General features: G+C 66.5%; 16 protein-coding genes. 10 read left to right on the top strand and 6 right to left on the bottom strand.

Annotation, left to right across the window (positions count from 1 at the left end; genetic code table 11):
- Nucleotides 1-54: 54 nt before the first annotated feature.
- Complete coding sequence (locus tag AB0N05_RS08075; RefSeq protein ID WP_364689611.1) at nt 55-2,733, bottom strand: GNAT family N-acetyltransferase; 2,679 nt, start codon at nt 2,731-2,733, stop codon at nt 55-57.
- Nucleotides 2,734-2,926: 193 nt separating this feature from the next.
- Nucleotides 2,927-4,165 carry an acetoin utilization protein AcuC gene (locus tag AB0N05_RS08070; protein ID WP_364688990.1) on the bottom strand — a complete coding sequence of 413 codons (1,239 nt, stop codon included), beginning with the start codon at nt 4,163-4,165 and terminating at the stop codon, nt 2,927-2,929.
- 204 nt (nt 4,166-4,369) lie between these two features.
- Here AB0N05_RS08070 and AB0N05_RS08065 point away from each other — a divergent pair, with 204 nt between their 5' ends.
- Both AB0N05_RS08065 and galE read left to right on the top strand, forming a co-directional pair.
- Nucleotides 4,370-5,056 carry an iron dependent repressor, metal binding and dimerization domain protein gene (locus AB0N05_RS08065; protein ID WP_364688987.1) on the top strand — a complete coding sequence of 229 codons (687 nt, stop codon included), beginning with the start codon at nt 4,370-4,372 and terminating at the stop codon, nt 5,054-5,056.
- Nucleotides 5,057-5,059: 3 nt separating this feature from the next.
- Nucleotides 5,060-6,040, top strand: a complete 981-nt coding sequence (galE, locus tag AB0N05_RS08060; protein WP_364688984.1) for a UDP-glucose 4-epimerase GalE — start codon at nt 5,060-5,062, stop codon at nt 6,038-6,040.
- A 135-nt stretch (nt 6,041-6,175) separates the two neighbouring features.
- Here the strand turns inward: galE and AB0N05_RS08055 are convergent, their stop codons facing one another.
- Nucleotides 6,176-7,495, bottom strand: a complete 1,320-nt coding sequence (locus tag AB0N05_RS08055) for a DUF4192 domain-containing protein (RefSeq protein WP_364688981.1) — start codon at nt 7,493-7,495, stop codon at nt 6,176-6,178.
- A 298-nt stretch (nt 7,496-7,793) separates the two neighbouring features.
- Between AB0N05_RS08055 and AB0N05_RS08050 the strand changes: the two genes are divergently transcribed.
- Nucleotides 7,794-8,216 carry a hypothetical protein gene (locus AB0N05_RS08050; RefSeq protein ID WP_364688979.1) on the top strand — a complete coding sequence of 141 codons (423 nt, stop codon included), beginning with the start codon at nt 7,794-7,796 and terminating at the stop codon, nt 8,214-8,216.
- A gap of 71 nt (nt 8,217-8,287) precedes the next feature.
- Here AB0N05_RS08050 and AB0N05_RS08045 read toward each other — a convergent pair whose 3' ends face one another.
- Nucleotides 8,288-8,695, bottom strand: a complete 408-nt coding sequence (locus AB0N05_RS08045) for a VOC family protein (protein WP_364688976.1) — start codon at nt 8,693-8,695, stop codon at nt 8,288-8,290.
- Nucleotides 8,696-8,789: 94 nt separating this feature from the next.
- Here AB0N05_RS08045 and AB0N05_RS08040 point away from each other — a divergent pair, with 94 nt between their 5' ends.
- The 3 genes from AB0N05_RS08040 to AB0N05_RS08030 all read left to right on the top strand — a co-directional run bounded on the left by AB0N05_RS08040 (nt 8,790) and on the right by AB0N05_RS08030 (nt 13,050).
- On the top strand, nt 8,790-9,734 hold the full coding sequence (locus AB0N05_RS08040; protein ID WP_364689608.1) for a YafY family protein: 945 nt from the start codon (nt 8,790-8,792) through the stop codon (nt 9,732-9,734).
- A 305-nt stretch (nt 9,735-10,039) separates the two neighbouring features.
- Complete coding sequence (locus AB0N05_RS08035; protein ID WP_364688973.1) at nt 10,040-11,563, top strand: DNA mismatch repair protein MutS; 1,524 nt, start codon at nt 10,040-10,042, stop codon at nt 11,561-11,563.
- Complete coding sequence (locus tag AB0N05_RS08030) at nt 11,560-13,050, top strand: DNA mismatch repair protein (RefSeq protein WP_364688970.1); 1,491 nt, start codon at nt 11,560-11,562, stop codon at nt 13,048-13,050. Before AB0N05_RS08035 ends, AB0N05_RS08030 begins: the two co-directional genes overlap by 4 nt.
- On the opposite strand, the gene AB0N05_RS08025 is transcribed toward AB0N05_RS08030, so the two are convergent.
- Nucleotides 13,028-13,720 (bottom strand): sensor domain-containing protein, encoded by a 693-nt coding sequence (locus tag AB0N05_RS08025; protein WP_364688967.1) that lies wholly within the window; start codon nt 13,718-13,720, stop codon nt 13,028-13,030. The two genes, AB0N05_RS08030 and AB0N05_RS08025, sit on opposite strands and share 23 nt — an antisense overlap.
- Before the next feature lie 180 nt (nt 13,721-13,900).
- On the opposite strand from AB0N05_RS08025, the gene AB0N05_RS08020 reads away from it, so the two are divergent.
- The 4 genes from AB0N05_RS08020 (at nt 13,901) to speD (ending at nt 20,047) form a co-directional block, all read left to right on the top strand.
- A complete protein-coding gene (locus tag AB0N05_RS08020; protein WP_364688964.1) occupies nt 13,901-14,854 on the top strand; it encodes a PAC2 family protein in 954 nt (317 codons plus the stop codon).
- A gap of 170 nt (nt 14,855-15,024) precedes the next feature.
- On the top strand, nt 15,025-17,535 hold the full coding sequence (locus AB0N05_RS08015) for a DUF3516 domain-containing protein (protein WP_364688961.1): 2,511 nt from the start codon (nt 15,025-15,027) through the stop codon (nt 17,533-17,535).
- 185 nt (nt 17,536-17,720) lie between these two features.
- Nucleotides 17,721-18,821 (top strand): type III PLP-dependent enzyme, encoded by a 1,101-nt coding sequence (locus AB0N05_RS08010; protein WP_364689605.1) that lies wholly within the window; start codon nt 17,721-17,723, stop codon nt 18,819-18,821.
- 8 nt (nt 18,822-18,829) lie between these two features.
- Complete coding sequence (speD, locus tag AB0N05_RS08005; RefSeq protein ID WP_364688958.1) at nt 18,830-20,047, top strand: adenosylmethionine decarboxylase; 1,218 nt, start codon at nt 18,830-18,832, stop codon at nt 20,045-20,047.
- Nucleotides 20,048-20,103: 56 nt separating this feature from the next.
- Here speD and AB0N05_RS08000 read toward each other — a convergent pair whose 3' ends face one another.
- The gene (locus tag AB0N05_RS08000; protein WP_364688955.1) at nt 20,104-21,105 is read right to left on the bottom strand and encodes a zinc-dependent alcohol dehydrogenase family protein; all 1,002 of its coding nucleotides are present in this window, start codon (nt 21,103-21,105) and stop codon (nt 20,104-20,106) included.
- Nucleotides 21,106-21,177: the final 72 nt, after the last annotated feature.

Below are 21,177 nucleotides of genomic sequence, written 5' to 3'. Positions count from 1 at the left end.
GAAATCCATACCTACGAAACTTCGGATATCCCTTGGCGATCCGGCTGAGTCGGCTCAGCCCATGCGCCGCGGTCCGATGTCGAACCGGTTGGGTTCCGGTCCGATTCGCACCCGCCCGTACAGCACGGCGGCACCCTCGGAGGACGCCAGCACGGGCTCGCATTGCAATTCTCGTACTTCCGGCAGGTCGTCGCAGAGCGCCGAAATCCGTTGCGCCAGTTCGGCGAGGGCCTGCCGGTCCACCGGCTTGCCGACCTCGCGGCCGCGCACGGTGCCCGAGAGCAGCGGGGCGGCGCGGGGCGCGTCGATGAGTTCCGCTGATTCGGCCTCGGTGAGCGGCAGCGCCCGGTAGACCCGATCGCCGAGCAGGTCGATGATGGTGCCGGACAGGCCGAAGCTGATCACCGAACCGAATGACGGGTCGTCCTGGACGCGGAAGGTGCAGCCGACGCCCTTGGTGGCCATCCGCTGAATGTGCACCGGATTGCCGGAGATCTCGGCCAGATCGGTGTGCGCGCGGCGCACCGCTTCCGGCCGCCACAAATCCAGGCGGACGCCGGTGAGGTCGGGGCGATTGCGCCAGATCTCCCCCGTCGCCTTGGCGGCCACCGGGAAGCCGAGCTCCTCGGCGGCGGCGACGGCGGCGTCCGCATCGTTCACCTCACGGAAGTCGACGACGCGAATTCCGTAGCAGTCCAGCAGCTCCGCCGCCTGGAGGTCGGTGAGCCAGTGGTCGGTGTCGGAGGCCATCCAGTCGGCGAGCAGTTCGCGCGCCCGGACCGTCTCGAGGCCGTCGGGGCGCGAGAGCGGCGAGACCGGGCGGGTGCGCCAGTCGGCGTAGCGCCGCACCCGGGCCAGCGCGCGGGCGGCGCGCTCCGGATCGCCGAAGGAGGGGATGGAGCCGCGCTCCAGGATTCCGCCCAGGCCGCGGGTGGCGAGCAGGTTGGGCATGCCCTGGTCGGCGACGAAAGTGGTGAGAACCGGTGTCTCCGGATCGGATCGGGCCCCGGAGCGAATGGCTTCGGCGAAGGAGGCGACGGCCGTGGGCACCGGGGGTGAGTAGATGACGATGACCGCGTCCACCTTGCTGTCGGTGACCGCCGCGGCGACCGCCGTGAGGTAGTCCGCCGGACTCGCCTGCGGACCAAGGTCGATGGGTTCACCGACATCCAAGCCTTCGCCGCGCGCGGCATCGACGGCCAGCCAGCTCAGGGCGGCGCTATTGCCGATCACCGCGAGTCGCGGTCCGGCGGGCAGCGGCTGATAGGCCAGCAGCATGGCGCAGTCGAACAGTTCGGTGATGGAGTCGACCTGGATGATGCCCGCCTGCGCGAACAGGTTGCGCACCAGCGAGCGGTCCAGGTCCTGCTCGCCGTCGACTCGCACGGCATTGCGGCCACTGTTCACGGCCACAATGGGTTTGGTGCGCGCCACCCGGCGGGCGATGCGGGAGAACTTGCGCGGATTGCCGAAGGTCTCCAGGTACAGCAGCACCACATCGGTGTCGGGATCGTTGTCCCAGTACTGCAAGAGGTCATTGCCGGACACGTCGGCGCGATTGCCGGCGGAGACGAAGGTGGACAGGCCGAGCTGCCGCGCCGCCGCCTCGCCGAGAATGGCCGCGCCCAATGGTCCGGACTGACAGAAGAATCCGATCCGCCCGCGCCCCGGCAGCACGGGAGCGAGCGTGGCGTTCAAGGCGATTCGCGGATCGGTATTGGCGATGCCGAGTGCGCTCGGCCCGACCACGCGCATGCCGTGGGCGCGGGCGGAATCCACCAGCTCGCGTTCGGCGGCGAAACCGCGCGGTCCGGTCTCGGAGAATCCGGCGGTCAGCACGACGAGGCCCTTGACGCCCTTGGCCATGCAATCGTCGAGCACCGAGCCGATTTCGGCCGCGGGCACCGCGATCACCGCGAGATCCACCTCGTCCGGAATATCGCGCACGGTCGGGTACGCGCGCACACCGCGCACCGCGGTGCGATTGCGGTTCACCGGGAACACCGGACCCTGATACGCACCCGACAGCAGGTTGGACAGCACCGCCCCGCCCACCCGGCTGGTGGACGGCGTGGCACCGATGACCGCCACCGACTTCGGCGACAGCAGGTTCCCGACGCTGCGCGCCTCCGAGGCCCGCTCCCGCGAATCCCGTACGGATTGCAACGCTTCGGTCGGGTCGATGGCGAATTCCAGATGCAGCACCGAACCATCCCGGCTCCGCTGCACCTGATACCCGGCATCCCGGAACACCGTCACCATGGCGTTGTTCTCGGCCAGCACCTCGGCCACGAACGTCTCGATGCCGTTCTCCGCCGCCGCACCATTGAGATGCTCGAGCAGAATCGACCCCAGCCCCCGCCCCTGATGCTCATCGGCCACCACGAACGCCACCTCGGCCGCCCGAGTCCCCTCCCGATCCGCGAGGTACTCGTACCGCCCCACCGCGATGATGTCGTCCCCGAGTTCGACAACCAGCCCAACCCGATCCCGATAATCCACATGCGTGGTCCGATACAGATCCTTGGGCGTCATCCGCGGATAAGGCCCGAAATACCGCAAATACCGAGTCCGATCCGACAGCCGCTCATGAAACCGCTCCAGCTCCGCGGCATCATCGGGCGTAATCGGCCGCAACCGAACCACCCCACCGTCGGAAGCCAGCACATCCGCGAACCAATGCTCCGGCGGCGGAGGCGGATTCAACGGCGTCCCCGGAGTATCCGGCGGCAGCGGCGGAGCAGCAGGCGCAGGAGCTCCAGGTGCGGCGCTCTCACCGGATGCGGTCGTCTCGGCTTCGGGCCCGGCAGCGTGGCCACCAGGCGTAGCAGCGTGGTCATCGGGCGCGGCGGCGTGTTTTCCGGGTGTGGGTGAGCCGTTGCCGGAGGGTGGGTTTCCGCGTGGGGGCGGGGTGGGGGTGGTGGGGTCAGTCACGGGGATCCTCCGGATCCAGGCCGAGCAGGCCGAAAGTGGCGCGGCGTGTTGCCAATACGGATACGTCGAGGGCGCGGCGGGCGCGGTCGGTGCGGTCGTCGCCGGTTTCGCGGGTGCCGCCGGGGCCGTCCCAGCGGTCGAAGGTGGTATCCGCGCCGTCGCCCATGGTTTCGGGTGGGGCGATGGTGGGCGCGTACCGGCCGACTAGGTCTTTCCACTCGGGTGGGGTGGGGGTGCCGGGATCGATGGTGCGGTCCAGGGCGGTGGCGAGCAGGTGGGTCCAGGCACGAGGAACCACGCGAATGAGGCCGTATCCGCCGCCGCCGACCGCGAGCCAGCGGCCTTCGGCGTACTGGTCGGCGAGATCTCGCATGGCGAGGAAGGCCGCCCGCTGGCCGTCGACGCTCAATTCGAGGTCGGCGAGGGGGTCTTCGCGGTGGGTGTCCACGCCACATTGGCTGATCACGATCTGCGGGCGGAAGGCGGCGAGCGCGCCCGGCACCACGGCGTGGAAGCCGCGCAGCCACAGCTGGTCCCGGGTGCCCGGCATGATCGGCAGATTGATGGCGGTGCCCTCGGCCGCACCCATACCGGTCTCCTCCGGCCAGCCGGTATTCGGCCACAGGGTCGCCGGATGCTGATGGATCGACACGGTCAGTACCCGTGGGTCGCCGTAGAACATGCGTTGCACGCCGTCACCGTGATGCACGTCCACATCGACATAGGCGATCCGGTCGAAGCCATTGTCGAGCAGCCACGAAATCGCCACCGCCACATCGTTGTACACGCAGAATCCGGCCGCGGAGGCGGGCATGGCATGGTGCATGCCGCCGCCGATGCTGACCGCGCGCCGCGTCCGCCCGGCCGCGATCTCCCGCGCGGCCGCCAGAGTTCCGCCCACGATCACCGAGGCCGCCTCGTGCATATGCGGGAACACCGGATTGTCGGCCGACCCCAGCCCGTACGGCGGCGCGGCGGGCGGTGCGCCGGGCGGTTGCTGAGCGTGTTTGACCGCCTCCACGTAATCGTGGGTGTGCACCCGCAGCAGTTCCGCGTCCCCGGCCGCCTCGGGCGTGAGCGTCTCGACCCCGTCGAGCAGCCCCAATCCGTTCGCGAGTGCCATGGTGAACTCCAGCCGGGCCGGTCGCATGGGGTGTTCCGGCGTCCACGAGTAGTCCAGGAACCTGTCGGTCCAGACAACGGTTCCGTCTTCGCGCACGCGGCCAGGCATACCTGCCACGCTAGTGCGTCGCCGGAGTTCGTAGTCTGTTGACACTGCAACGCTGCGATACGGGGGCGGTGATGTGTGTGACCGGCGAAACCCGCAGGGAACACGCGCCCCGTCCTGGATGTTCTCCCAGCGTTCGCGAAATATGCTGTCCCCCGGTGTAGCCGCCGCGCATGGGTAGAATTCGTGCCGACGAAGGGTTAACAGGTGAAGGATCTGGTCGACACCACGGAGATGTATCTCCGTACCATCTACGACCTCGAGGAGGAGGGTGTCACGCCCCTGCGTGCCCGCATTGCCGAGCGCCTCGAGCAGAGCGGACCCACGGTCAGCCAGACGGTCGCCCGGATGGAGCGCGACGGTTTGCTGACCGTTGCCGGTGATCGCCATCTCGAGCTGACCGACAAGGGTCGTGCCATGGCGGTCTCGGTCATGCGCAAGCACCGGCTGGCCGAGCGCCTGCTGGTCGACATCATCGGGCTGGACTGGCAGAACGTGCACGCCGAGGCGTGCCGTTGGGAGCACGTGATGAGCGAGGAGGTGGAGCGCCGCCTGGTGGAGGTGCTGAACAACCCCACCACCTCGCCCTATGGCAATCCGATCCCGGGCCTCGACGAGCTGGGCGTGGTGCATGGCGCGGGCGTGGAGGAGAAGTTGGTGCGCCTGTCGGATCTGCCGTCCGGGCAGTCGCAGGCGGTGGTCGTGCGCCGGCTGTCGGAGCACATTCAGACCGATCCCGAGGTGATCAATATGCTGCGCGAGGCCGGTGTGGTGCCGGACGCGCGCGTGACGGTCGAGACCAAGCCGGGTGCGGTGATCATCTCGGTCCCCGGGCACGCGGGTTTCGAACTGTCCGATGAGATGGCGCATGCCGTCCAGGTGAAGTTGGTCTGATACGTGAAGCTTCTGGTTACCGGAGGCGCGGGCTACGTCGGTGGCGTCTGCGCACAGGTTCTGCTCGAGGACGGCCACGAAGTGGTCGTCGTCGACGATGTATCCACCGGCAATGCCGAGGGCGTTCCGGCCGGGGCGAAGTTCGTCGAGGGTGATATCGCCACCGTCGGCGCGGACCTCATCGCGGCCGAATCGTTCGACGGCGTGCTGCACTTCGCGGCGCAGTCGCTGGTGGGCGAGTCGGTGCAGGAGCCGGAGAAGTACTGGCACGGCAATGTGGTGAAGACCCTCACGCTGCTGGAGGCCATGCGCAAGGCGGGGACGCCGCGCCTGGTGTTCTCCTCCACGGCCGCCGTCTACGGCGAGCCGGAGCAGGTGCCGATCGTCGAGGACGCCCCCAAGCGGCCGACCAATCCGTACGGCGCGTCCAAGCTGTCCATCGATTACGCCATCACCTCGTACGCGGTGGCGCACGGGCTGGCGGCGACCAGCCTGCGGTACTTCAATGTGGCCGGCGCGTATGCCGGGCTCGGTGAGAACCGGGTGGTGGAAACGCATCTCATCCCCCTGGTGTTGCAGACGGCGCTGGGCCATCGCGAGTCGATCTCGGTCTTCGGCACGGACTACCCGACGCCGGACGGCACGGCGGTCCGCGATTACATCCACATTCGGGATCTGGCGCAGGCGCATCTGCTGGCCCTGTCCCAGTCCACGCCGGGTGAGCACCGCATCTTCAATCTCGGTAGCGGGACCGGTTTCTCGGTGCGCGAGGTGATCTCCTCGTGCGAGCGGGTGACCGGCCTGCCGATCGCCTCGGTGGACGCGCCGCGTCGTGCGGGCGATCCGGCGGTGCTCGTCGCCTCCAGTGCGCTCGCCACGGCGGAGCTCGGCTGGCGGCCGGAGCACACCGATCTCGATGAGATCGTCTCCGACGCCTGGGATTTCATTCGATCCCTCGGCGATCGCGCGCACAGCGCCCGCTGAGTACGGAGCAACGCATCCGGCAGTGCGCGCAGTTGGTCCAGCTGTGCGCACGCCGGGGCAGGTAGGGCGCGCCGGGCAGGCACCGTACGTGCTGAATCCCGCTGTGGGCCCGGCGTATCCGAAGCGGCGAGGCGGTCATTTCGGCTCCGATTCGAGATCGATGCCGAGATCGATCGCCGCCGCACGACCGGAGTCCCCGAGGCCAATCAGGCGCTGCGGGCGCATACCGGTTTGCAATCCGATATCGAGCAGGATGGCCATGCGGTGCTGCGGGTCGGAGTTCAGCGCGGCGTCCAGTGCGACGCCCGCGAGCGGGCCATCGCCTCGGACATAGGCGCAATAGCCCAGCAGCGCGGCGGCTTCGGCGCGGTCCGGGTCCGGAAGTGCTCTGGTGAGCTGGAGCCACAGTGCTTCGGCGGCATCGGCGTGGGTGCCCGGAGCGAGGGCGAACATGGCATCGCGCACGGTCGAATCACGCAGGGCGACGGCCACATCCGCGAGCTCGAGTGGGTCCAGCTGCGCGCCGGAGCCGATATCGGCTATCTGCCGCAGCACGTTTCGCAGTGTCACCCGGGTGTAGGAGTCCGGGTCGGCACGGCGTACGGCCTGCGCCAGCCGTTCCGCGGCGGCCGCACTGGCTGCGTCGAGCACGCTCGCTACTTCGTCCCGCAGTACCTCGTCCACGGCGATCATGGCGAGGAGCTCGGCGCGGGATCCGCGCATCGGACGGCCTTCGAGCACCTGCCGCAGCGTCACCAGTGAACTCGCCGGGTCGGGTTGTACGCCCCGGCACGGCGGGTCGACCACGCTCCACCACGGCAGGTCCGGTCCGATGGCCGACACCGCCCAGGCACCGGCCAACGGCACAGCTTCGGCATCGAGGCGGTGTTCCAGCGCGTGCACGAGGTCGCGATGCTTGCGGCCGCGGACGCCATTGTGCCGCTCGGTCGGTGCGGTGGCGCGATCGTCGACAATGAGGGCCAGGGCCGCGGTTGCGTGCCGCCGCAGGCAGATTCCCGCTACCCGCTCGATCAGTTCGACGGTGGCGACCCGGCCGAGACCGTCGAGATCCATGCGCGCCACCACGTCCACGGTCGCGGCGCTCGGGAGATCCGGTTCGGCGCGCAGCACGGTCACCACCAGCGACCGGGCGGGCATGAAGCCGAGCATCGCGGGCACCGCGGCGATGAGGTCGCCCGGATCCCGCAGGCGCGGCTCCGGTTCGATCGGAGGGTCACCGGGCGGCGGGTCATCCTCGGCGGCTTCGGGATCCGTCCCGTCCGCGAATTCCTCGCCGGTGCCGGTGAAAGCTTCGCGATCCGGGGCGGGGAGCTCCTGGGTAACGTCGACGAAGGCTTCGCGTGCTGTTGCGGCGGTGAACTCGGATGCCGGGTGGGCGAATTCGGATGCGTGGTAGGTGGGCTCGGGTGGTGTGGGTTCCGTGGGCGTTGTCATGGCGTCGAGAGTGCGCCCCGACCGCATTCCACCCGTGTTGTCCACCTGGGCTTTTGATTGGTCTGTGGAGAGCCGGGCGCGGCGTGGACAACTCGGCGTGGCGCGGCTTCGCGTGGACGGATTCTGTCGGTGCCCGCTGCTACCTTGCCGCAGATCGAAAGCCACGAGAATCGCCGGGAATTTGCCGCCTCCACACTTCGAAACACATCATTTTCATTTTGCCCGACCGGCCCGCACCGCGCTGTTACAGTCCGGCTCGGCACTCGCCTGAAGTGCTGGAAGGAAGTAACGCGTGCAAATGAAGAGCACGAAATTCACCGGCGTCGCGGCGGTCGCCCTGACCGCCCTCGGCATCCCGGCCCTGTTGGCTCCGTCCGCGTCCGCGGACACCGACAAGGTGCGCGTGGACAATGTCTCCGACAGCCAGAAATGCGCCGTTGGCAAGCCCTGCTTCGTGCGGGTCCGCCTGGTCGGAAGCAATCGCCTGAGCCAGGTGACGATCTCGGTGAACAACACGGTCATCGGCTATGCCGTCCCCGAGCAGGACCAGTGGGACAACAATGCCGCGACCGCCGAAGTCACCTGGGTTCCCTCCGATTACGGCAACTACACCGTTACCGCTCGGCAGGACACGTCCTCGGGGTCCATCAACTACAACCTGAGCAACCCGAATTCCACCGGGTCCTTCAGCGGGATGTTCCCCACCGGCTCCGCGGGCTGATCCGCGCGGAACCGGGCTGGGCAGAGCCCGGATTCCGGGGCGCGCACACCCCGGATCCCTTGGCACACCCGTTATTTCGAGTGGGTCTTCGCGAGAATTTCCAGGTAGTGCGGGTTGGACATGATGCCGAGGACATTGCCGAAGGGATCGACCACCGAGGCGGTGACGAATCCGGTGCCCTCCCCGCGCTCGATGATCGGCTCGTATTCCTTGGCCCCCATGTCCAGCAGCCGCTCGAAGGTCGCCTTGACGTCATCGACATGCCAGTTCACGATCTGGCCGCCCGGCTGATCCGGCGTGGTGGGCGCGTACTTGCGGTTGATGATGCCGAGTTCGGCCTGGTAGTCGCCGATGCGGAACTCGTAGTACCCGCCCGGAACCGTGAAATACGGTGCCACTCCGAGCAATTCGGCGTACCAGTCCTTGGCGGCCTCGAGATCGTCGGCGTAGTAGTTGACGGTCGCCATGCCTCGCAACATTTGCTTCTCCTTGATCGGTTCCCGATGTCTATGAATCCATCATCGACGTCAAAGTGCTCACCGAATGAGCACTTTGACGGGCACAATTTCGGATATGCGAGCGGATCGATTGGTGGCGACCCTGCTGTTCATGCAGACGCGCGGACGGGTGACCGCGGCCGAAGTGGCTGCCGAGCTGGAAGTTTCGGTGGCGACCGCGCGCCGGGATCTGGAAGCGCTGTCCACGGCCGGGATTCCGGTGTATCCGCAGCCCGGACGGGGCGGCGGATGGGCGCTGATCGGTGGCGCGCGAACGGACCTGAGCGGTTTGACGGGTCCGGAAGCACAAGCACTGTTCCTCTTGCTGGGCCCGATGGCCACCGCTACCCCGGCCACCCGATCGGCACTGCGGAAGTTATTGCGCGCACTGCCGCAATCGTTTCGGATCGAGGCGGAAGCGGCCGCGGGCGCGGTGGTGGTGGACCCGGCCCGCTGGGGCGAACGAGATGAGGAGACACCGGAGTTGGTGAGCGCACTGCAACAGGCGGTCGTGCGCCGCCGCAAGGTCGCCTTCGATTATGAGCGCGCGGGACAGCGCACCCACCGGATCGTCGACCCGTGGGGCCTGGTCGACAAGGACGGCATCTGGTATCTGGTCGCCGGTACCGAGCGCGGCCGCCGCACCTTCCGCGTGGACCGCATCGCCGACTCGGAGACCCTGGACGAAACCTCCCATCGACCCGACGATTTCGATCTCTCCAGCGCTTGGTCCGAGGTCGTAGAGGAGGTGGAACGCCACCGCTCGACCCTCGCCGCCACCGCCCTCATCCCCGCCCCGCTGCTCCCCGTCCTGCGGCACCAGCAAGGCCGCCACTGCGAGGTCGACGGCCCGGTCGGCGACGGCCGCATCCAAGTCCGGATCACCGCCCCCACTCCCCTCATGATCGCCCAGCAGCTCGCGGGCTGGGGTACCGCCATCGAAGTCCTCGAACCCCAATCCGTCCGCGACGAACTAGCCCGCCTCGGCACCGAACTTGTCGACCGCTACCGTCGCCCGTGACTACCCACCGGTAACGCTCCACATTCATGCATGAACCGAATCATGTTGCGGCACTTATGCTTTCATGATAATCACAGGTGATCCACTGCTACAGTCCGCCCGGCACCCCCGGAGGTGCCAACTCCGGCGCCGCCAACTCCGGCTCGGCCGGATCCGGTTCCGCGGGCTCAGGCACAGGCTCCGCCTGCTGATCTCGAATTCGGGAGCCGAACCCAGGCAGGGGCGGCTCCCCGGGGGCACCGCACGTACGCTGGGCAAGCATGGGAGGGTGCGTTTGTCGGGCGCAGCCGAGGGGCGGAGGAACTATGCGATTGCCGAGTGTCCTATGGCGCGATACCGAGCACAGTGCCACGGTGCCGCGCGATTCGGCCATGATCTCCGACCTGAATCTCGAACGCGTCTTCGCCGAGATCGCGGCGGCACATGGCGGCACATCGATCGATCGCCTGTTGCGAACGCCCTTGCTGCACAGCGAGGATGTCGAATACCGCCGAGAGGTCTTCGAGGATCTTTCCTCGCCACCCGTGCGTGCCCAGCTCGAGTCGTTCTCACGGTCGATGACGAAGATCCGGCGGCATCTGTCCGAACTGTCGATGGTCGACCACGCGATCATCAGGTGCAGGCTTCGCTTGGATGTATTGCACGCCTATTGCCAGGCCGTGCTGTCCCTGCGCCAGGGCCTGGATGGAATCGCACTCACTTCACAGGCGCTCGAGTCGTGGCGAGACTATGTGAACGCCTACGTCGCCCGAGCCGAGTTCGAAGAACTTGTCTCAGGCTGTGCGGAAGTACTCGCCGACATCGGGACGATCCACTACACGATGCGGGTCGACGAACATCGGATAGTGGTCGAAGAAGCCAGTGGCGCACCCGATTACGCCGCGGTGATCGAGCGATTGTTCGCGCCGTTCATGCGCGGGTGGACACCTGCGGGCCAGGACAGCATTCCGTGGTCCACGAACGTGCACCCCGTCGAAGAGCGCGTTCTCGACCAGCTCGTTCAAATATTTCCGCTGCCGTTCCGCCGGATGATGGAGTACTCGGATTCCCGCTGCGAGTTCATCGATCCCGTGGTCGACCGCGTGGACGGTGAGCTTCGATTCTATTTTTCCTATCTCCAGTTGGTCGACAAGTTGTCCGCGCACGGCTTGGAGTTCTGCCTTCCCGACGTCACCGATTCCTTCGACAGCATTCGAGTGCAGGGTGCCTACGATGTGGCACTCGCGCTGAAGTGCGTCGACGAAGGAAAGATGCCTGTCTCCAATGACTATCACCTTTCCGGCAATGAACGCATCATCGTCGTGACCGGCCCGAATCAGGGCGGCAAGAGCACCTTCGCCCGAATGTTCGGCCAGGGAGCCTATCTCGCGGCTCTGGGCTGTCCCGTTCCGGCGCGTCGAGCGAGAATGATGCTCACCGACGGAATCCATACGCACTTCGAGAGGCGCGAGGGAACATCCGACGAGGCAGGCAAACTTCAGAATGAGCTGATGGCGATCAATGACACGCTCGACCTCGCCACCGAGCGCACGATCATCATCCTGAACGAGAGTTTCAGCTCGGCCGCCACCGTGGACGCCCAGCGCATCGGTGAACAGGTCCTGCGAAAAATCTCCGAGCGAAAGTCCATCACGGTCTTCGTGACGTTTCTGGACGAGCTCTCGGGATTGGATGGCGTCGTGAGCATGGTCGCGGGCATCGGCGACGATGCGACGCTCCGAACGTTCAGGCTGGAACGAAAACCGGCGGATGGCCGGGCCTACGCCATGGCCCTGGCGAATCAGTTCGACCTGTCCTATGACGCCATTGTCGCGAGGGTGGCGCGGTGAGGGTGAACCTTCTCGGGCCGGAGGGGTGGGCTCCGGACCAGGCCGCGGAGAACGGCAAAACCGTCGCCGACGATCTCGAGCTGTCCATCATGTACGGCGTCATGGCAGGCGGTGACCAGTTCATCCGCACCGTCGTGCAGGACACGATCCCACGATCATCGACGGATCCGGAGGTCATCACCTACCGGCAGCGGGTGGTGATGGACGGCTGCGCGAATCCGCAACTGCTCCGGGAGCTTTACTCCATCGCCACCGACGCCGCGGGCGCACGAAAATGGACGGTCGGCCGCGACCGTGGCGCGCGCGGAAAGCTGTATCTCTCCCTGGAACCGCTCACCAAGCTCATCGGTTTCCTGCGGCTCCTGCGATCGACATGTGCGAGGAATTCCGCGCACTTCCGCTCGGAGGGTTTCCTCGGATTGACCGAGAGGCTCGACGAACAATTCGGGGACGACTATCTGGCCGAGGTCGAGCGTCATCTCGACGCCCTGCAATTCGATCACGGCTTCGATATCAGCGCCGAGCTCGGCCCGGAGGGCGGGATCGCCAATGCCGTCCTGCATGAACCGCTGCGGCACGCCCGACGCCGCCAATCCCTGTTCGGCCACAAGAAGGGTCACGTAGTAGGGATTTCGCATACCGATGAGAGCGCCAAGCAGTTCATCTGGCGGCTCGTCGGAAAGGGCCTCGATCGTGTCGCCGATGTGGTCTCCCATGTCACCGATGTGATCGTCGGCTTCTTTCAAGAATTGCGTACCGAGCTGGCCTTCCTCGTCGGCTGCTCGAACCTGTTCGAGCGCTTGCGAACCGACGGATATGCCGTATGCCTTCCCACGCCGCTATCGCGAGACGGTGGCGTGTCCTTCAGCTTTCGCTCATTGCGAGACCCGGCGCTGTGCCTGTCCACGGAATCGGCGGTCGTAGGGAACTCGATCGACGGCCGGGGAAAGAAGCTGATCGTCATCACGGGCGCGAACAGTGGCGGGAAATCGACCTTCATGCGCAGTCTCGGCGCGGCCCAGATCATGATGCAGGCGGGCATGTTCGTCGTGGCGGAGGCCTATGAGGCAGACGTCAGGGCGGGAATCTTCACCCACTTCCGGGTTCGGGAAGACTCCTCGATGACCTACGGCAAGTTGAAGGAAGAGCTGGTGCGCATGCGCGAGCTGACGAATCGGATCACACCGGCGTCCCTGGTGCTGTGGAATGAACCGTTCGCGTCGACCAGTGAGCGGGAGGCGTCGGAAATCCTCGCGCCGATCACCGAGGCGCTGCTCGACTCGGGCGTGAAAGTGGTTGTGGTCACGCACTTGTACGATTTCGCGTCCGAGCTCTCGGAGCGTCGGCGAGCAACCGACCTGTTTCTCCGCGCGCAACGACTACCCGATGGTTCGCGGACCTATCGCATGGAACCCGGCGCACCCGCCATGACGAGCCACGCCATGGACATCTACCGGCGCATCTTCAGCCCTTCCGGACCTTCGTGACGGCGGTGGCGAAGAGAGTGTCCAGGGCTTCGGTATCGGAGGGGGCGTTGGTGAAAGACATGTAGGTGACATTGATTCGGATGTCGCCTATCTGGCCCAGCAGGGTCTGCATGGTGCGGGGCTGGGTGACGGATTCGGAGGTGACCGTGCGGCGCAGGGCGAGGGTGTCGTCGGCGTCGAGGGGTGGTGCCGGATCCAGTTCGGTGGTGATGGTGGCGGTAGTGCCGCTGTGGGTGACGTGGACGGTCGTGCACTGCTGCAATTGGTTTCGCAGTTTCGACAGGGGCTGATCGGCACGGGTGAGTTCCACGGTCAGGGTGGCCCGGGTGGTGTCGTCGGTACCGACCATGACGACCGGGCCCGCGGTGGGAGCCTGGGGTGCGCAGCTGCCGGGGTTGATGTCACCGCGGGGGAGAATGCCGTCCAGGTCGTTGGCCGCTTGCAGGGCCACCTCGGCGGGGAGGGCGACGGCGGCGTAGCGGGAGGGGAACTGGGAGGGGTCCGGGAGCAGGCGGGCCAGATCGGAGTTGGCATGCACCGTGGTGGTCGCGGGATTGCGGGAGGCATTGGGGTGACCGGAGACCGTGGTTCCGCACGCGGCGAGCAGGCAGGCGAGCACTGCGGCCGTCGCGAATCGTAAGGCCGTGCGGCATGAATCCGGCGCGTTCACTCGTCCACTATGCCGAATTTCTGCTGTTCACAGGGAATACCGCGCGGCGTGGCGAGCCCCCGGGAATGCGTGTCCCGGTTCGGCGTGTTGCATGGGCGGTGCGGGCAGTGCACGGCCGGCAAGCGCATGAGGGACAATGAACATGGTCGCGCAAGTGGGCCACGCAGGAAGGAGTACGCGATGGACTACGAGTCGCGAATGTACGAGCTCGAGTTTCCGGCTCCGCAGCTGTCGTCGTCCGACGGTGCGGGTCCGGTCCTTGTGCACGGTCTGGAAGGCTTCACCGACGCCGGTCACGCCGTCCGTCTGGCCACCACGCACCTGAAGGAAAGCCTCGAGCACGAGCTGGTCGCCTCGTTCGATATGGACGAGTTGCTGGACTACCGGTCGCGTCGGCCCCTCATGATGTTCAAGACCGACCACTTCTCGGATTACGCCGAGCCCGAGCTGAATCTGTGGGCGCTCAAGGACACCGCGGGGACGCCGTTCCTGCTGCTGTCCGGGCTGGAACCGGATTTGCGCTGGGAGAAGTTCGTCACCGCGGTGCGTCTGCTGTCCGAACAGCTGGGCGTGCGCCGCACCATCGGCCTGAGCGCGATCCCCATGGCGATCCCGCACACCCGCCCGCTCGGCATCACCGCGCATGCCAGTGACAGCGACCTGATCGGTGATCATCAGCGCTGGCCGGGCGAGTTGCAGGTGCCGGGCAGCGCGTCCTCGCTGCTGGAGTACCGCATGGCCCAGCACGGACACGAGTCGGTCGGTTTCTCGGTGCATGTCCCGCACTACCTGACCCAGACCGCCTATCCGGAGGCCGCGCAGACGCTGCTGGAGAACGTGGCCGAGAACGCGGGCCTCGAACTTCCCCTCGCCGCGCTCACCGAGGCGGCCGCGCGCACCCGCGAACAGGTGAACGAGCACATTGCGGGCAACTCCGAAGTGGAGACCGTCGTGCAGGCCCTGGAGCGCCAGTACGACAGCTTCGTCACCGCGCAGGAGCGTCAATCCAGCTTGCTGGCCAGCGAGAACGAACTGCCCACCGGTGACGAGCTGGGCGCGGAGTTCGAGCGCTTCTTGGCCGAACAAGCCGGTCTCGGCGATATCGACGGTGAAGAGGGCGGCCCGCTCCGCTGACCGCTGGTCGGTGGCGGACAGTTGGCGCCACCGATCCCTCGGCCCGGTCATCGGCCGACCCTCGAGAACGGCCGCACCTCCCGTTCGAGCGTGCGTCAACCGGCTCCTCGGCCGCCCCTCGGGCCCGCCGCTACCAGTACTCGATCGGCGGACCGGTAACGTTGGGCGGCGTGCAGCTGTCCGAATTGGTTCCCGATCAAGCCGTATCCGACGTGGACCCGGACTGGCTCTATGAGACATTCGCCGAATGGGCTGAGGGGGAAGGGTTATCCCTGTATCCGGCGCAGGAGGAGGCCCTCCTCGAGCTGGTGACGGGTGCGAACGTCATCCTCAATACCCCGACCGGGTCCGGTAAGTCGCTGGTGGCGATCGGCGCGCATTTCGCGGCGCTGAACAAGGGTGAGCGCAGTTACTACACCGCACCCATCAAGGCGCTGGTGAGCGAGAAGTTCTTCGCGCTGTGCGAGATCTTCGGTGCGGACCGGGTCGGCATGGTGACCGGTGATGCGGCGGTGAATCCGAACGCGCCGATCATCTGCGCGACCGCGGAGATCCTGGCGAATCTGGCGCTGCGCGAGGGCGCGGACGCCAATGTCGGCCAGGTCATCATGGACGAGTTCCACTACTACGCCGATCCGGATCGCGGGTGGGCGTGGCAGACACCGCTCATCGAAATGCCGAAGGCGCAGTTCCTGCTCATGTCGGCCACGCTCGGTGAGGTCGATTTCTTCGCCGAGGACCTGACCAAGCGCACCGGGCGCAATACCGCGATCGTGTCGGGCGCGGAACGTCCTGTGCCGCTGAGCTTCTCGTATGTCCGCACGCCCATTGTCGAGACCCTCGAGGATCTGGTGACCACCAGCCTCGCCCCGGTCTACGTCGTGCACTTCACCCAGGCCGCGGCCATGGAGCGGGCGCAGGCGCTGATGAGCGTGAACATGCTGTCGAAGGCGGACAAGGACGCGATCGCGACGGCGCTCGGCGAATTCCGCTTCGCCACCGGCTTCGGCAAGACGCTCGCGAAGTTCATCCGGCACGGTGTCGGTGTGCACCACGCCGGGATGCTGCCCAAATACCGCCGCCTGGTGGAGAAGCTGGCGCAGGACGGGCTGCTGAAGGTGGTGTGCGGCACCGACACCCTCGGCGTCGGCATCAATGTGCCGATCCGCACCGTGCTGCTGACCGGGCTCACCAAGTACGACGGTGTGCGCACGCGTCGCCTCAATGCCCGTGAGTTCCACCAGATTTCGGGCCGGGCCGGGCGCGCGGGCTTCGACACCATGGGCACGGTGGTCGTACAGGCTCCCGAGCACGAGGTGGAGAACGCGCGCCTGATCGCCAAGGCCGGTGACGATCCCAAGAAGCTCAAGAAGGTCGTGAAGCGTAAGCCCCCGGAGGGTTTCGTCTCGTGGTCGGAGGAGACCTTCGACCGCCTCGTCGGGGCCTCCCCCGAGCCGATGCAGTCGCGCTTCAATGTGACCAACTCCATGCTGCTGAATGTGATTGCGCGCAAGGGCAATTGCTTCGATGCAATGCGGCATCTGCTGGAGGAGAACCACGAACCGCGCGCGGCGCAGCGCAAGCACATTCTCAAGGCCATCCGCCTGTATCGCGCGCTGCGGGACGCGGGCGTGGTGCAGCAGCTCGACGAGCCCGATCAGTACGGCCGCCGTGCCCGGCTCATGGTGGATCTGCAACGCGATTTCGCGCTCGATCAGCCGCTGTCGCCGTTCGCGCTGGCCGCGTTCGAGCTGCTCGACAAGGAGTCGCTCACCTACACCGTGGATGTCATCTCGCTGATCGAATCCACGCTCGAGGATCCGCGGCAGCTGCTCATGGCGCAGCAGCACAAGGCGCGCGGGATCGCGGTCAATCAGATGAAGGCCGACGGCATCGAGTACGAGGAGCGCATGGAGCTTCTCGAAGAGGTCACCTGGCCCAAGCCCCTCGCCGAGGAGCTGATCCTGCCCGCCTACGAGACCTACAAGGCCGGGCATCCCTGGGTGTCGGAGTTCGAGCCCTCCCCCAAGGCCGTGGTGCGCGAGATGGTCGAGCGGTCCATGACCTTCGCCGAGCTGGTGTCGGTGTACGAGCTGGCCCGCTCGGAGGGCGTGGTGCTGCGCTATCTCGCCGACGCCTATCGCGCGCTGCGCCGCACGGTGCCGGAGCAGGCGCGCACCGAGGAGCTCGACGACATCACCGAATGGCTGGGCGAGCTCATCCGCCAGGTCGACTCCAGCCTGCTCGACGAATGGGAGCAGCTCACCAATCCGGGCGCGGAGTCCGACACCGAGCAGGTGGCGTTCGGCGCGGAGACCGTGCGGCCGATCTCGGCCAATGAGCGCGCCTTCCGGGTGTTGGTGCGCAATGCCATGTTCCGGCGCGTGGAGATGGCCGCCCTGCACCATTGGGATGCCCTCGACGACCTGGGCGACGAGCTGGATTGGGAGACCGAGCTGGAGCCGTACTTCGAGGAGTACGACAGCATCGGCACCGGCCCGAACGCGCGCGGCCCGAAGCTGTTCCAGGTCGAGCAGCGGGACCGGTTCTGGCATGTGCGCCAGGTGCTCGACGATCCGACCGGTGACCATGGCTGGTCGCTGAACGCGGTGGTGGATCTGGACGAGTCCGATGCCGCCGGTGAAGTGGTGTTCGACGAGGTCGCGGTCTCCGCGGGCTGATTCGTTCACACTTCCGTAAGCTGTCGCGCCGGGTTCGGGTCCGGAAGCGGGCGTTAGGGTGACGTAGTCGTTGTGCCACTGGTTGGTTTTCGGTGGTCAACCGCTGCTATTCTCGCGCACTGTTGCCCAAAATCCCCTGCTGGGCCCGAACCGAGAAGAGTTCCCTTAGATTGACCGATCGAAACCTGCCCGAGTCGCCCTGTCTGGTCATCGACCTGGACCGGGTCCGCGCGAACTATCGCGCGCTGCATGCCGCGCTACCTTCGGCGCGAATCAGATTCGCCGTCAAGGCGAGTCCGCTGCCGGAGATCATCCGGCTTCTGAACGACGAGGGCGCGGAGTTCGACGTCGCCAGCGTTGGGGAGATCGAACTCTGCCTGGAGCAGGGCGTCGATCCGGCCGTCATGTGCTACGGCAACCCGATCAAGAAAGCCGCCCATATCGCCGCCGCCTATGCGGCCGGGGTGCGACGGTTCGCCTTCGACACCGAGGATGATGTCGAGCGCATTGCCGAGCATGCGCCCGGTTCGGAGGTGGAGTGCCGCTTCCTGGCCTCCGCGCCGCAGTCGCAGACGCCGTTCGGCACCAAGTTCGGTTGCGCGCCCGGTGAGGCCGTGCATCTGCTGGTGCGGGCCCGCGATCTGGGCCTGAAGGTCGTCGGCCCGTACTTCCATGTGGGTTCGCAGCAGCTGGATCCGATCGCGTGGCAGATCGGGATCGAGCAGGCCGGTGCCATCGCGGAAGCGTTGGCGGTCAAGGATATTCCCGTTACGGCGGTGAATATCGGTGGGGGACTTCCGATTTCGTATGCCGATGCCGCTCCGGGCGTGGATGAGCTGGGCGCGGTGATCGCCGCCGCCGCCGCTCGTCATCTGCCCGAGCACACCGAGCTCGTCGTGGAACCCGGTCGCGCCCTGGTGGGTAACACCGGCGTGATTCACGCCGAGGTCGTCAATGTTCGCCAGGCGCCCGATGGGCGACGCTGGGTATACCTCGATATCGGCCGCTACAACGGCATGGCCGAAACCGAGAACGAGTACATCGCTTACCGATTCCAGACCGACCGCGACAGCGATCCGAAGGATGAGGTCGTGGTGGCCGGTCCAACCTGCGACGGCGACGATGTACTCTATCAACGCACGCGAGTCCTACTTCCGACCACGTTGCGAGCCGGTGATCCCGTTCGGATCCTCGAAACCGGCGCCTATACGGCGAGCTATTCGTCGGTGTCCTTCAACGGTTTTCCGCCCTTGACTGTTCATGTCATCGGCGCTGAGCGAGAGTGAGTTTAGCCATGACGGCAGAATTCACCGGTTGGCATGTGCTGGCCGAGTTCGGTGGAGTCGACGCAGCCCTCTGCGACGACCTCGAACGCCTCGAAGCCGCACTTCGAAAATCGTTGGTCGCCGCGGGGGTGACCATCTGTGATGTCGTGCGCAAGCAGTTCGAGCCGCAGGGTGTCACCATCCTGGCTCTCCTTGCGGAATCGCACGCCTCGATTCATACCTATCCCGAGTCGGGCGACATCTTCGTCGACGTATTCACTTGCGGCAGTATCGGTTCCGGCGCCACCAAGGCGGTCGAGCTGCTGCAGCAGGAGCTTTCGCCGGCGTCGGTCAATATGGAGGTCATCCAGCGCGGCCACAGCGCCCGCCGGATCCACGAGCCGGTCGGCGAGGGCCTGACCCGGGTGTGGAACATGTCCGAGGTCGTGGTGGATACCAACACCCCGTTCCAGCACATGGTGATCGCCAAGACCGAGCAGGGCCTGTCCCTGTTCTCCGACGACGATCGTCAGTCCACCGAGTTCTCCCAGCTCACCTACCACGAGGCCATGCTGGTCCCGGGTTATGCGCTGGCCGAGAAGCTGGACAAGGTGCTGATCATCGGTTCCGGTGAGGGTGTGGCCTCGCAGATGTCGGCCGCGGCGGGCGCGTCGCTCGTCGATCACGTCGATATCGATCAGCTCGAGGTGGAGCTGTGCGCCAAGCACCTCCCCTACGGCTACTCCGAGGCCGATCTGGCCGCGGCGGTCGCGCACGACGGCCCGATCAAGATGCACTACGCCGACGGGTGGGACTTCCTGGCCAACGCCGAGGCCACGGGCGTGCGCTACGACATGATCTGTATCGACCTGCCGGATGAGCGGGTCGAGGACGCACAGCACAACCGCCTCTACGAGGACGATTTCCTCAACCGCTGCAAGGCGATCCTGGCCGAAGGCGGCGTCCTCGCCGCCCAGGCGGGCTGTCAAACCATGTGGCGCAATGAAACCCTGAAGCGTTCGTGGACCCGTTTCCACAACCTCTTCGAGACCGTCGTGCCCTACGTCAGCGACGAGCACGAGTGGACCTTCATCTTCGGCACCCCGAAGGCCATCGAAGATCCGGTCGCGAAGATGACCGCCACCCTCTCGACCCTGCCCTACAAGGCCGAGACCATCGACGAGCGGGCCCTGGTCCGCGGCGCGATCGAGCCGCACGCCCTGCGCGTCGGCGCAACCGTCGGCTAGCCGACACCGGTACACGCAAGCGCCCCGCACGGAATCCGTGCGGGGCGCTTCGCATCTCATGGGTGGCGGACTGTGAGGACGATCTTGCCTACCTGGGTGTTGGATTCCAGGTAGCGGTGGGCTTCGACTATTTCGGTGAGGTCGAAGGTGCGGTCGATGGTGGGGGTCAGGGCACCGGCGCGGAGGGCGTTGGTGATGAATGTTTCGGCGCGGCGGGTGCGTTCGGGGTCGGCGAAGACGTGGAAGAGGGCGTAGCCGTAGATATTGATCGGCCACCACATGGGGAGTGGGGTGGGGCGAGTGTCGAGGGAGCCGTAGACGATGTAGATGCCGTCGGGGGCTACCGCGCGGGCCAGGTCGGAGACACCCGGGCCCGCTACGCCGTCGAAGATGAGTTGTGCGCCTTGGCTGTTCGTGAGTTTGTGGATTTGTTCGGGGACGTCGTCGTGGTCCGAGGCGATGACGTATTCGGCTCCGGCGGTGCGGAGTTGGTCGGCTTTGCTGCCGGAGCGGGTGACCGCGATGGGGATGGCGCCCAGGTATCGGGCGATCTGGAGAGCCGCCATGCCCACGCTGCTGGAGGCGGCGGTGACGACGACGGTGTCGCCGGGGCGGACTCGGCCCACTTCGACCAGCGCGCCGTAGGCGGTGAAGGCCGCATTCCACACCGCGGCACCGGTTATCGCGTCGATGTGGCCGAGGCGGTGCAGCAGGCGGTGGGCGGGGACGATGACGCGGTCGGCGTAGACGCCGTGGGCGGACATGCCCTCGTCGATCGGCTTGACCACGATGCTGACGGCCTCGCCGACGGTGAAATCGGTGACGTCCGGGCCTATCGCTTCGATGACTCCGGCGGCTTCATTGCCCAGGCGGGAGGCGGGCAGGACCGCGTCGTAGTAGTAGCCGCCGGAGCGCAGGAGGGCCTCGCCGCGGTTGAGGCCGATGGCATCGACGCGGACACGGACCTCGCCCGGGCCGGGGTCGCCGATCTCGAGGTCGGTCAGGTAGAGCACTTCCGGGCCGCCCAGTTCGTCGAACAGCACTGTCTTGGCTTTCATCACGAAACATGACAGTAGGAGACCGTTCTCGGATGCTGAATAGCCCGGAATCCGGAATTCTTGTCTGAACGT

The sequence above is a fragment of the Nocardia sp. NPDC051030 genome, from assembly GCF_040683015.1.
Taxonomy (GTDB): Bacteria; Actinomycetota; Actinomycetes; order Mycobacteriales; family Mycobacteriaceae; genus Nocardia.
This window is presented reverse-complemented; position numbering and strand designations above follow the sequence as displayed.